This is a genomic window from Corynebacterium sp. Marseille-P8863 (assembly GCF_946902955.1).
Classification (GTDB): domain Bacteria; phylum Actinomycetota; class Actinomycetes; order Mycobacteriales; family Mycobacteriaceae; genus Corynebacterium; species Corynebacterium gottingense.
Window position 1 is genome coordinate 1 of the sequence record NZ_CAMPQC010000020.1, and the last position, 12,100, is coordinate 12,100.

The 12,100-nt window shown below is 66.3% G+C and carries 12 protein-coding genes and 1 pseudogene; 11 read left to right on the top strand and 2 right to left on the bottom strand.

The window, feature by feature from the left end:
• The 3 genes and pseudogenes from OVO38_RS11000 to OVO38_RS11010 form a co-directional block, all read left to right on the top strand.
• Positions 1-518 (top strand): annotated as a pseudogene (locus OVO38_RS11000) (DNA primase); the annotation flags it as partial.
• A 108-nt stretch (positions 519-626) separates the two neighbouring features.
• Positions 627-1,685, top strand: a complete 1,059-nt coding sequence (locus OVO38_RS11005) for an HNH endonuclease signature motif containing protein (RefSeq protein WP_267208502.1) — start codon at positions 627-629, stop codon at positions 1,683-1,685.
• A gap of 101 nt (positions 1,686-1,786) precedes the next feature.
• Positions 1,787-2,269, top strand: coding sequence for a hypothetical protein (locus tag OVO38_RS11010; RefSeq protein ID WP_267208503.1), 483 nt, complete (start codon positions 1,787-1,789; stop codon positions 2,267-2,269).
• Between the two features lie 68 nt (positions 2,270-2,337).
• On the opposite strand, the gene OVO38_RS11015 is transcribed toward OVO38_RS11010, so the two are convergent.
• Complete coding sequence (locus OVO38_RS11015) at positions 2,338-2,973, bottom strand: hypothetical protein (protein WP_095555706.1); 636 nt, start codon at positions 2,971-2,973, stop codon at positions 2,338-2,340.
• 43 nt (positions 2,974-3,016) lie between these two features.
• On the opposite strand from OVO38_RS11015, the gene OVO38_RS11020 reads away from it, so the two are divergent.
• Complete coding sequence (locus tag OVO38_RS11020) at positions 3,017-3,619, top strand: MazG nucleotide pyrophosphohydrolase domain-containing protein (protein WP_267208504.1); 603 nt, start codon at positions 3,017-3,019, stop codon at positions 3,617-3,619.
• A gap of 6 nt (positions 3,620-3,625) precedes the next feature.
• Here OVO38_RS11020 and OVO38_RS11025 read toward each other — a convergent pair whose 3' ends face one another.
• Positions 3,626-4,063 (bottom strand): hypothetical protein, encoded by a 438-nt coding sequence (locus tag OVO38_RS11025; protein ID WP_233125598.1) that lies wholly within the window; start codon positions 4,061-4,063, stop codon positions 3,626-3,628.
• Between the two features lie 161 nt (positions 4,064-4,224).
• Between OVO38_RS11025 and OVO38_RS11030 the strand changes: the two genes are divergently transcribed.
• The 7 genes from OVO38_RS11030 (at position 4,225) to OVO38_RS11060 (ending at position 11,923) form a co-directional block, all read left to right on the top strand.
• Positions 4,225-5,037 carry a lytic transglycosylase domain-containing protein gene (locus tag OVO38_RS11030; RefSeq protein WP_244213342.1) on the top strand — a complete coding sequence of 271 codons (813 nt, stop codon included), beginning with the start codon at positions 4,225-4,227 and terminating at the stop codon, positions 5,035-5,037.
• A 132-nt stretch (positions 5,038-5,169) separates the two neighbouring features.
• Positions 5,170-6,447 carry a phosphopyruvate hydratase gene (eno, locus tag OVO38_RS11035; RefSeq protein WP_267208505.1) on the top strand — a complete coding sequence of 426 codons (1,278 nt, stop codon included), beginning with the start codon at positions 5,170-5,172 and terminating at the stop codon, positions 6,445-6,447.
• A 179-nt stretch (positions 6,448-6,626) separates the two neighbouring features.
• Positions 6,627-8,741, top strand: a complete 2,115-nt coding sequence (locus OVO38_RS11040; protein ID WP_267208506.1) for a CAP domain-containing protein — start codon at positions 6,627-6,629, stop codon at positions 8,739-8,741.
• Between the two features lie 60 nt (positions 8,742-8,801).
• The gene (locus tag OVO38_RS11045) at positions 8,802-9,419 is read left to right on the top strand and encodes a hypothetical protein (protein ID WP_267208507.1); all 618 of its coding nucleotides are present in this window, start codon (positions 8,802-8,804) and stop codon (positions 9,417-9,419) included.
• A gap of 54 nt (positions 9,420-9,473) precedes the next feature.
• Positions 9,474-10,079: an FtsB family cell division protein gene (locus OVO38_RS11050; protein ID WP_267208508.1), complete on the top strand. Its 606-nt coding sequence runs from the start codon at positions 9,474-9,476 to the stop codon at positions 10,077-10,079.
• Between the two features lie 203 nt (positions 10,080-10,282).
• Entirely contained in the window at positions 10,283-11,437 is a 1,155-nt protein-coding gene (locus OVO38_RS11055) for an ImmA/IrrE family metallo-endopeptidase (protein WP_267208509.1), read from the top strand.
• Positions 11,438-11,440: 3 nt separating this feature from the next.
• Entirely contained in the window at positions 11,441-11,923 is a 483-nt protein-coding gene (locus OVO38_RS11060) for a DUF4411 family protein (protein WP_267208510.1), read from the top strand.
• Positions 11,924-12,100 lie beyond the last annotated feature (177 nt).

Consider the following 12,100-nt stretch of genomic DNA (forward strand, 5'->3'; position numbering starts at 1 on the left):
CCTCCGAACCGGCCCCCGGCCAGCCCCCGGCCCTGCAGCCGCCGGACCCGCAGGACCCGCTCCTGTGGCCGCAACGCGAGGCGCTGAAGATCGCGCTGCAATACCCGGACAAGGCGGGCACCTACTTCGAGGGCATCAACCCGGACGCGTTCACCAACGACGCCTACCGCCAGGTCCGCGAGGCCATCGCCAGCGCGGGCGGCGTCGCCTCCGCCACCGAGCACGGCGCGAACTTCCTCGCCGCCGTCGCCGCGGAGATGCGCGACCTGGCCGGCCGCAACTTCGTCTCCGAGCTCGCCGTCGAGCCGATCCACGCCGACGACATGGACCGCTACGTCGACTCCGTGCTTTCGCGCCTGCAGGAGACGCGCGTGGGCGACCAGATCGCGCAGCTGAAGTCCCAGCTCCAGCGCATGCGCCCCTCCGAGGAGCCGGAGGCCTACAACGCCCTGTTCTCGGACCTCGTGGCGCTGGAGCAGGCGCGCCGCGAGCTCAACGACCGCGCCTCGCGCGCCTAACCCCTTTTAGACGCAGCGAACACCGCCTCGGTTCCCTCCCGCCCGCAAAATCGGAGAAGAATCACAAACCCTTGTGACCTGCCCAGATGGGCCCATAGTGTGGTCGGCATGGACACCTTGACAGACATCGACGCGCTCATCGACCTGGACCGCCGCGCCATCGCGCTCGCGGGCCTCGTCGCGGGCATGACCGCCGCGGAGCTCACCGCGCGCGGCATGGAGGCGGATCGCGCCGAGCAGTTTGTCACCGTCGCCACCACCTTCTATGGCCCGACCTCCCACAGCGCCTACCAGGGCCGCTGCCGTGACAAGGCGCTGGAGAACGGCCACCGCCTGGATACCCTCGCGTACATCGCCCGCGCGTCGCGCACGATCACCGACCCCACGGAGCGCTGGCAGTTCCGCGAGGCGTTGTGCGCGACGTCTGGCGACGGGGCGGAGGTGCGTCGTCAAGCGCGAGCCCTCAAACGCACACCCACGCCGCCGCCCGCGCACGGCTACCGCGTGGCGCGCTACGCCGACGGCACGATGCGGCTCTCCTTCGTCGGGCCCTCGGCGCAGCTCCAGGACGTCGTCGACTCGATGGAGGCCGACGCGCAAAGCGATTCGCTTTTCGACGCCACCGCCTGGCTCCTCAGCCGCAAACCCGTCGCCGAAACCACGGCCGTCGCCAACGTTGTGCTCACCGTGACCGACTACGTCCGGATCCTCACCGGCGACGGCGACGACATCCGGGTCGAGATGTCCAACGGCGCCGTGCTCACGGGCGCGGAACTGCTCGAGCGCAAGCTGCAGGGCAACGGCTACATCACGCTTGTCTCGCCGATGGAGGGGCCGCTCAACACGTACCGGGCGCGGTTTGCCCACGACAAGCACCGGCGGATGATCGACACCGACGGCGCCCGGTGCTGCTGGCCGGACTGCCGCGCGCCGGCCGCGAAGGCGCAGGCGCACCACATCCACGAGTACCGCGACGGCGGCGAGACGCACGCCGGGAACCTGTGCTGGCTGTGCTCATTCCACAACGGGGTCAACGGGTTGCCGCAGTTCGGACGGGTGGAGCGGCGCGCCGGGCGGATCGTGTGGATCAGCCCGGGCGGCCACGTCGTACCGACGGGGCGCGCCTATTCCGCGGTGGACGGGGAGCCGCCGCCGACGTCCCCGTAAACGCTCACGCCAAGGCGCGCCGGTGAGGCTGCGCCGCTTTGGCGTGCCAAAGATTTCCGAACAGCTGTAACGCGCGCCGCATACCCGTAGATTAAATGAGTATGAGCACACAACACCGCGCGGCCCGCGTCGCCGCCCTCTCCGCAGTCCTGACCCTGTCCGCAACCTCCGTCATCAATGCCGCCCCCGCGTCCGCAGAAGAGCCGTTCGAAGGCAAAGACTGGACCGGCGGCTACTACGTCCCCGAAGAGGAGTTCCCGTCTGACCCCGGCTACGCCACCACGTGGCGCAGCTACGACGTCATCCGCTTCGGCGACCCCCGCTTCTTCGACTACGGCGCCGACGGCGTCCGTGTCCTTGGCAAGTTCGAGGGCGACCGCATCCTCTGCCTGTCCAACGCGAAGGCCGGCATGCAGTCCTGCGAGGTCGAGGGCCAGAAGATCACGGAGTTCCAGGGACTTCCGAAGACCATCACCACGGACCCGACCGTCGCGATGCTCGCGCCAGTCGTCGGCATCGTCCTGGCGCTCGGCTACAGGTTCAGCAACCTCGGCCTCACCGGCATCAGCGGCCTGAGCAGCTAACGCCCAAAAACGAACGGCGCCCGTCCCCGAAACATTGGGGGACGGGCGCCGTCTGCGTTGCGCGGGCGTTAGGCGTCGGCGTGCTTGCGCAGCGCGTACTCCACCGCGTCGAGCGGCAGGGAGGAGTCGTGGGCGTCGCGGGCCTCGCGAAGCGCCGTGAGGTACTCGGCGTAGTCTTCGGCGGTCCAGTCGGCGTCCTTGGGCAGCCCGGCGCCGGCGGCGCGCTTGGAGCAGATGATCACCGGCTTCTCGTCGCCGGCCTCCTGCGGCCCGGCGAGGAAATAGGCCACGTGCGACGCGAACTTCGGCGCCAGCCCGGTTTCAACGAGCGACGCGTAGGCGTCCACCGCGGACTTACCGCCGATGTTGCGGATCGCCTGCAGCAGCTGGTTGGCCTTGTGCTTGTTGCGCAAGAACTGCTGCAGCTGCATGACCTGGTTCGACTGGCCGGCCGCGAACGCGAAGGCGGCGCCGAGGAAGTCGATGATCTGGTCGCGGTTGTAGTCCGAGTCGACCACGTCCTGAGCGAAGAGGAACACGTCGCGGCGGGTCAGCGACGCGGTGGCGTCGTCGCGGAACGGCGGGACGCGGCGGAGGTGGTGCGGCCATCCGGTTTTCCAGCGGATGGGGGAGAAGGTCGAGGAGTCTGCGGCGACGTCCTCGGGGGTTGGGGTGGCGTCGTGAAGCGCTTCTGCGATTGTCATGCGTCCATCCTTGCATGTCCGGGTGGCCGCTACAATGCGCGGTATGACTGTGTTGGTGCTTGATGCTCGGTGGCCGCAGATGGTGCCGGTGGACGTGGTGCAGCGGCTGGTTGGGCCGCTGGCGTTCACCGCGGAGGTGCCGGTGTCGGTGCGGTGGTCGCTGAGCGCGCCGTCGACGGTGGGCGAGCCGTGGCTGGTCACGACGGATCCCGCCGACCCCGAGGTGCGCGAGCGCGCCGCGGCCGGCGAGGACGTCGTGCGCGTGCCGTCGCTTGAGGACCCGATCGTGGAGGCCCGCCGCGTCATGCGCGACGCCCGTCGCCGCGGCGAGTGGGAGCGGCAGATGACGCACGTGAGCCTGCTGCCGTTTCTTCGCGAGGAATCAGCCGAGCTGGCGGAGGCGATCGAGCAGGGCGCGGGTGATGAGGCGTTGAAGCATGAGCTTGCCGACGTCCTCCTGCAAGTCCTCTTCCACGCCGAAATCGCCGACGAGCGCGGCGCGTTCGATTTCGGCGACGTGGCTGCGGCGTTCGTGGCGAAGATGCGCTCGCGGGCCCCGTATTTCTTCGACGGGTCGACGGGGCTCGTGGATCAGGCGACGCAAGACCGCCTCTGGGCGGAGGGCAAAGCCCGCGAGGCGGACTAGCCGCGGTTACTGCGCGGCGACGGCGGGCAGCAGGTTGCGGATCTCCGGCAGGCCGGCCTGCGAGGACATCTGCGAGCTCATCGCGATGGCCTGGGAGAGCGGGGTGGCCTGGTCCGGCTTGACCACGCCGCACTCGAGGGCGCGGTCGCCGAGCGTGTTCACGGTGGGGGCGGCGACGAGGCGCAGCGCGGCGTCCTCGCCGACGGCCTTGTTGACGTTGCCGACGAACTGGGAGCGGGTGGTGTTTTCGTCGGCAAGCCCGGTGCCGCGGACGACGGTGCGCAGGGCGTTGCAGTCCATCGTCTTGACGTTGCCGTTGAGGACGCGGACCAGCTCGACGTAGTTGGTGTCGGCGCCGGCGGTGGCGGGGGAGATGAGCGACGTGGCGACGAGGACGCCCGCGGCGGCGAGGGCGGTGCGGCGCAGTGCAGCGATTGCGGTCATGGGGGTTCCTTCCGGGAAGCAAGAATTTTCGGGTACGTGGCGTGGGCCGTTCGGCCGTCCGCGCAACAGCCTACACGTTACGCAAGTGACGTGTGTGACTCGTGTGACTCACGGCCTGCCCGTTCCTGTCTGGCACCGCGGGGCCGGTATGCTCGGCAGCTATGGCAAATTCGACTCACGCCCGTCGCGCCGCCCGTGGCTGCGGCTGCGTCGGCCTCCTCGTCATGACGCTCGCCGTCGTGCTGGCCATCTCCGTGGTGGCGTGGGTCCTGTCGTTCCTCGGGCAGCCGATCCCGCGCCAGACCCGCACCCCGGTCCCGGACACGATCCCCCCGGCGGCCGCCGAGGCGCCCCCGCTCATCGACGTCCACGCCCCCGGCCGCACCTCCGACCAGCTCGCCGAGTGGGCCGCCCCGATCGCGGAGCAGACGGGCGTCGATGCGCAGGCGGTGCGCGCCTACGGCAACGCGGCCCTCATCGCGGCGGAGGCGTGGCCGGCCTGCCACCTGAACTGGAATACGCTCGCCGGTATCGGCTGGGTGGAGACGCGCCACGGCACGTACACGGGGCACACGTTTGATTCTGCCCGGTTGGGTGAGGATGGGGTGGCGGTGCCGTCGATAATCGGCCCCCAGCTCGACGGCAGCGAATCCTTCGCGGTGGTCCACGACACGGACGGCGGCGAGTTTGATGGCGATACAACGTTTGACCGCGCGCTCGGGCCCATGCAGTTCATCCCGGAGTCGTGGCAGCGCTACGGGCGCGACGCGAACGGCGACGGTTACCCGGACCCGCAGCAGATCGACGACGCCGCCCTCGGCACCGCCAACCTCCTGTGCGCGAACGGGCGCGACCTGGACACGGAGGACGGCTGGTACGACGCGGTGCACGCCTACAATCAGTCCAACGAGTACGTGCGCAAGGTGCGCAACGCCGCGGCGAACTACGCGCTGAACCAGTCGGCGCCCCGCTAACACCACACGACCGGGCGCATCCAAACGTAAACGGGGCTACCGATTCCCCGTCGGGGCGAGCATTCTCGGCAAAACTCTGGAAGAATCGGGAGGCGGAAACTTCAATGTCCACTCTCAAGGAGTTGAGCCCCAATGGCTATCATTATCCACGCCTTCGCCCGCGAGATTCTTGATTCCCGCGGCAACCCCACCGTCGAGGCAGAGGTGCTGCTCGACGATATGTCCAACGGCGTCGCTGGCGTGCCCTCCGGCGCGTCCACGGGTGTGCACGAGGCCCACGAGTTGCGTGACGGCGGCGACCGTTACATCGGCAAGGGTGTGCAGAAGGCCGTGGAGAACGTCAACGAGGAGATCGCTGACGCTGTGGCCGGCATCGATGCTGATGACCAGCGCCTGATTGATAAGGCCATGATTGACCTGGACGGCACCGAGAACAAGTCCCGCCTGGGCGCTAACGCCATCCTGGGCGTGTCCATCGCCGCTGCGAAGGCCGCTGCTGAGTCCGCTGGTCTGCCGCTGTATCGCTACATCGGCGGCCCGAACGCGCACGTCCTGCCGGTCCCGATGATGAACATCGTTAACGGCGGCGCTCACGCTGACTCCGGCGTGGACGTCCAGGAGTTCATGATCGCCCCGATCGGCGCCGAGTCCTTCGCCGAGGCGCTGCGCATGGGCGCCGAGGTCTACCACGCGCTGAAGTCCGTGATTAAGGCCAAGGGTCTGTCCACCGGCCTGGGTGACGAGGGCGGCTTCGCCCCGTCCGTCGACTCCACCAAGGCTGCGCTCGACCTCATCGTCGAGGCCATTGAGAAGGCCGGCCTGAAGCCGGGCGAGGACATCGCCCTGGCGCTCGACGTCGCATCGTCCGAGTTCTTCGAGGACGGCGTGTACAAGTTCGAGGGCGGCGAGCACTCCGCCGAGGAGATGGCCAAGGTCTACGAGGAGCTCATCGAGCAGTACCCGATCGTCTCCATCGAGGATCCGCTGCAGGAGGACGACTGGGAGGGCTACACCAAGCTCACCGCCGCGATCGGCGACAAGGTCCAGATCGTCGGCGACGACTTCTTCGTCACCAACCCGGACCGCCTGGCGCGCGGCATCGAGGAGAAGGCTGCGAACGCCCTGCTGGTGAAGGTTAACCAGATCGGTACCCTCACCGAGACCTTCGACGCAGTCGACCTGGCTCACCGCAACGGCTACCGCACCATGATGTCCCACCGCTCCGGCGAGACCGAGGACACCACCATCGCGGACCTCGCCGTCGCCCTGGGCTGCGGCCAGATCAAGACCGGCGCCCCGGCCCGTTCCGAGCGCGTTGCCAAGTACAACCAGCTGCTGCGCATCGAGCAGGAGCTTGACGACGCCGCCGTGTACGCCGGCCGCTCCGCGTTCCCGCGCTTTAACAAGTAAGCGCTTTTCGACGCCCCCTTGCAGCCCGCCCTACGCGACGCGGGCAGCAAGGGGGTTTCGCGTGCCCGCATATTCTTCCAATTTTCTTGGGTAATGCTTGGGGCTTTCTGTGTGCGGGCGGATAAGGTTGTGTGTGCAACTTCCCGTGCATTGTTTTCGTGCTGAGAAAGGCCGTCCCCGTGTATTCCCGTACTTTCGTCGCCGTTGCTGCGGCGACCTCACTTTCCCTTGCCCTCGTCCAGGCGCCGGCGGCGCTCGCCGCCGTCTCCGACACCGCCAGCGCCACGATCGCAACTGTCGCTGATCCTGCGGACCAGTACCAGGCCGACCTGGCCGCCTGGAAGCAGGAACTCGCCGACGCCGAGCGGGCCGTCACCGACGCCGACGCAGCGCTTGCCGCCGCGCAATCGGAAGCCCAGCGGCAGCAGGCAAAGGTCGACGCTGCGCAGGCGGACCTGGACGCCGCCACGACACTGTACGAGCAGGCCAAGGCCGACCTAGCCGACCTCGACGTGACCGCGCTGGAGCGGGCCGAACAGGAGGCGAAGGACGCGCTCGCCGCGGCGGAAGCCGCCGCGTCGGCAGCCGCCCAGTCTGCCCAGGACGCCGCGGCCGCGGAGGCTGAGGCGGCAAAGCGCCTCGGCGAGGCGGAACAGCGGCGCGATGCGCAGGCGGACGTTGTCGCGGAGCTCGAGCGCACGAGCGACGAGGCGGATGATCAGCTGTACTCCGTCGGCGCGGAGCTCGACGACCTTGAGCGCCGCGACATCTCCGGTTCGGATTACTCCGTCCAGGACTGGAAGCGCCTTGCCTCCCAGTCCATCGAGGAAATGATCAATGAGTACCGCGAGGCCCACGGCCTCCACCCGCTGACGGTGCACCCCGTATTTACCGAGCAAGCCGAGGCCTGGTCCGAAGTGATGGCGCGTGACTACGACGAGTCCGGCGACCTCGACGCCGCGTTCCGCCACTCGGATATGGACGGGTGGGGCCATTCCGGAGAGAACATCATCTTTGATTACAACTCGGGTCGTGGCAAAGAGGTCGACACGTGGACGCGCCAGACTTGGGAGTCGGTCCCGTACATGTTCTTTGACAGGTGGCGCCACTCGCCTGGGCACAACCGGAACATGCTCGCACCGCATGTGCAGCGCATGGGCGTGGGCATCGCGACCGACAGCAAAGGCGGAATTTTTGGCACAACGATGTTCTTCATCGAAGACGCGCGCACTGATACTGGTAGCTACGGCCTCGACGAGATGACCCGCATGGCGTTGGAAAGCGGCGAGCCGTTCTACCTCCCCGCGGGCGCGACCGACCTCATGCGAGCAGAATCCCTGGCCAACCCAGAATTCAACCCCGGCGACGAACGAGATTACGGCGATCTAATCCTCGACGGCTTGGACAAGTCCGAGTACACCGATGCAGGACTGGATCCGTCAGTTGAACCGGTTGACCTTACCGAGGCGATCGAGTCCTTCACCCAGCAGTACATCGCGCTGGAGCATCGTTCCACCGAGGCCGCGGAAGAGGCGGCTGCGGCTTCCGCGGAGCTGGACCGCCTCACTAGCCAGTTCGACGAGGCGAACGCCGCGCACGACGAGGCCACCGCCGCGCAGCAGAACGCGGATCAGGCCGAGGCGGACGCGGACGTCGAGGTCGTCAGCGCGAAGGCCCGCCTGACCTCCGCATCCACAACGCTGGAGCGCAAGCGCGCGATCCCGCGCGAGCCGTATGAGCAATCGCTTGCCGACGCCACCGTCACCCTCGACCAGGCCAAGTCCACCCTCGAAGCGGAACGCGCAGCAGCCGCCGAGCTCTCGGCGGCGCAGGGCCCCGCGCGCAACGCCGTCGAATCCGCCCGCGCTGCCCTCGCGCAGGTGCGCGCCCGGGAACCGCAGCCGCCGGCACCGGCTCCCGCTCCGGCTACGACGCCGGAGGACGTGACACCGGCCGAGACGACCACCGCGGCCACTCCGGCCGAGACGACCACCGCGGCCACGTCGGCCGAGACGACTACGGCGGCCACGCCGGCCGAGACGACTACGGCGGCCACGCCGGCCGAGATGACCACGGCAGCCACGCCAGCCACGCCGGCCGAGACAACCACGGCGGCCACACCGACCGAGACGGCCACCACCGCGGCCCATGCTCCCGCAGAGACCGAGGACGGCAGCTCGGCTGGGACCGCCATCGCGGTCGTCGCCAGCCTGCTGGCAATCCTCGCCGCGGGGATCGCGTTCGCACCGCAGCTGGGTATCGACCTCTCCCAGTTCGGTATCCAGCTGCCCTGATAACAGGGCGGGCGCTTAGGCTTGTGCGTGTCATCCCCATGCTCGTAGAAAGGCCACCCCGTGTCTTCCCGCTCCGCGCGCGCCCTCGTCATCGCGGCGGCCGGCTCCGTCATGCTGGCGCTCGCACCTGATGCCGCTGCATCCGCCCAAGACGCCCAACTCGCCGCCGCCGAGCAGGCCGTGACCGACGCGAAGGCCGCGCTCGCGGAGGCGAAGCAGGCGGTTGAAGCGCAGCAGGCCAAGGTTGACGTCGCGCAGGTGACGCTGGGTCAGAAGGTGGAGGCGCGCAACGTCGCAAAGCACAAGCTCGAGGCGCTCGCACCAGCCGCCGCTGACGAGCAGGCGCTTGCCGACGCCACCGACGCAGTCAACGACGCCAACATCGACGCCGAAACCGAACGCGTCGAACTCTCCGTGCGCAAGCAGGCGGTGGAGGACGCGCGGGAGGAGCTGCGGCGCGCCACCGTCGCGCTGGCGAAGGCGCGAGCGGACAAGCCGGCGGAGACGGATGCCCCGGAGACGCCAGCGGCTGGCGACGGCACCGGCCAGGCCACCAGCAGCGCCACGGGCACGGCCGTCGCAGTGGTCCTGGGCGTCCTCGCCGCCCTGGGAGCCGGTGTGGCGCTCGCGCCGCGGCTGGGAATCGACCTCTCCCAGTACGGCATCCAGCTGCCGTAGTCGCCCGCGCGCCTTCACACGCGCCCGGCCCGGAGGGCTACACTTCCAATCACTATGTCCTCACGCGTAACGCAGGAGCCCGGCCGGAAGCGCGGGCGCAACAAAGCACCTCGAAGGGTGCCGGTGGCTTCGCGCGAGCGCGAGCAGCGCCGCCGCGCCGAAGAGGCCGCCGCTGGCGTGAAGAAGCGCCGCCTGCCCGCGCTGTTCCAGCAGGACATCACCAGCATGGCCATCCTCATCGCGCTCGTGATCGCAGTCCTTATCGCCATCGCGGTCCCGCTGCGCAACTACTACGAGGGCCGCGCCGAGATCGCCCGCGCGCAGTCCTCCATCGAGCAGCTGGAGCACCGGAAAGCGCAGTTGGAAGAGGACATCGCCAAGTACGACGACCCCGCTTACGTGGAGCAGGAGACGCGCCGCCGCCTGGGCGTGATGGCGGAGGGGGAGTCCGCCTGGCGTATCATCGACCCGCGCATGTCCCACAGCCCTTCCATTACCACCGATGAGCTTCCCGACGAGCGCTCCTGGCCCGCCGTCATGTGGGATTCGCTCCGCGAGCTCCCGGAAGCCCCGGAGTCACCGGAGTCCCCGGAGCCACCGGAGTCCGTGGAGCCCCCGGCAGCGGAGGCGCCTGATGAGCTCGAAGCACCTGCTGAATAAACGCGGCTTAGACTGCAGGCCTTTCGAATAGTGGCTTGCAGATGCCACTCTTCATTTTGAAGAGCGACCGGATATAGGTATTGAAAACCGTGGTCGAACTGGAATATTCTGGCTCTTGTTTGAATTTAATCATGTGAGACAGCCAAAACTACGTCCAGCTGTGACCACTAACGTGCCAAAGCGAGATTGAAGGGAGGGCAATAATGGGGACTCTGCGCATTGAAATTAACAAAGATGTTCTGGACTGGGCACTGCAACGTACAGGCCTAAATGAAGAAAAGCTCCTCGAGGAGTTTCCTAAACTCAACGATTGGCGCAAAGGCGACGTTGCCCCCACGTTTAAGCAGGCGAAGTCCCTGGCGGAGAAAGCTCACATCCCGTTTGGCCGCCTCCTTCTTGATGAACCTACGGGCGAAAGGACTGATGTCCCAGACTTTCGTACCGTAGGAAATCAGCGACTCGGTGGGATGAGCCCTGACCTCCAGGAGGTGATTCACTCAGCTGAGGGTCGTTTGGCTTGGTACGCGGAGTACGCCGCAGAGGTGGGGATTCCTGGTCCTCAAATTCTCCGACTCGTTCAGGAGGAACTCACTCCGAGCGCAGCCGCGCATCGGACCAGGCTTGCCCTGGGGTTCGACGCGGATTCCCCAATCCCAGGGCGAGACAAGGTCGGGGCCCTGGTGACCCAAATGGAGGATGCCGGAATGCTTGTGTCTCGGAACTCCGTTGTCGGAAACTCCACGAGCCGTCCCCTCGACGTTGATGAATTTCGGGGGTTTACCTTGATCAGTGGTACTTACTGTCTGGTGTTCATTAATACTCGAGATGCAAAGACAGCCCAGCTGTTTAGTCTTGCCCATGAACTGGCACACGTGGCTTTGGGGAAGGCCGGTATTTCAAATCATAGTGAGCACCACAAAGTCGAGCGTTGGTGTAACTCGTTTGCATCAGCATTTCTCGCTCCCGAGGTGTCAGTGAAGTCACGGTACGTCAAGGGAAAACCTCTCCTAGAGAACATTGCATCGCTGGCAGCTGAGTTTGGCATGAGCCGCGAGGCGGTGCTTTGGAGGTTACGGGAGATCGGCCTCATCGATGCTGAAGCGGCCAGCAAGGTACTGGCACTTGTCCGCGCAAATACAGAGGCGAAAACCCCTAAAGTTAGCAGTACGGGTGGTCCAGCGTTCCATATTCTGGTGCGGTCTCGCGTGGGCGGACGGTTTTATGAGACGGTTACCCTGGCGGCCCAGTCAGGAGAGATAGACGAGAGAGATGCCGCACGGTACCTTGGAGCTGCCTCGTACGAGTCGCTTAGAAAATTGATTCAGAATAGCGCTTGGGCGACCCAGGAGGTTGTATAACCAGTGTTTTTGGTTGATACGAACTTCCTGGGCACTGCTGAAACCCATTATCCGGAGGATGTCTTCCCAACATTTTGGCGCGAGCTTGAACGTACGCTTTTCACTGGTGATGTGTTTTTCCACAGTAGTGTCGACACGGAGCTGAAAAAGTGGAGTCACCCGCGATTGAATTGGTACTTGAAGAACGTGGATCAACCAAAGCAAATTCTTCACCCAGATGGCGACGAAATCAATGCCTATCGCGAGGTCACGGAGTGGGCCGACAATCACCCGACGTACAATCATTCGGCTGCAACGACCTTCCTTAACGCGGCTGACTCGTGGCTCGTGGCTTCGGGCGCACGTTACGGGTACACAATCGTGTCCAATGAGAAGCCAGCTCCTAATTCAGTGAGCAAAATTAAGATTCCGGATGCGGCAGATGCATTCCAGGTGGAGTGCGTGACGCTTCTCGAATTTTTGAGGGTCCGCCGGATCAAGGTGTGACACTTTATCCGCTGGATACGACTTGACTCGTCCTCGGTGTTTACCCGCACCTTGCGGGATTCACTCCGCGAGCTCCCGGGACCGGATAAACCAGCGCCCGATCCCGCAGAACTACCTGAGCAATCCGCGCACCAGGCACCAGAAGCACCGTAGAACGCCGAACCGCCCGCCGACGCC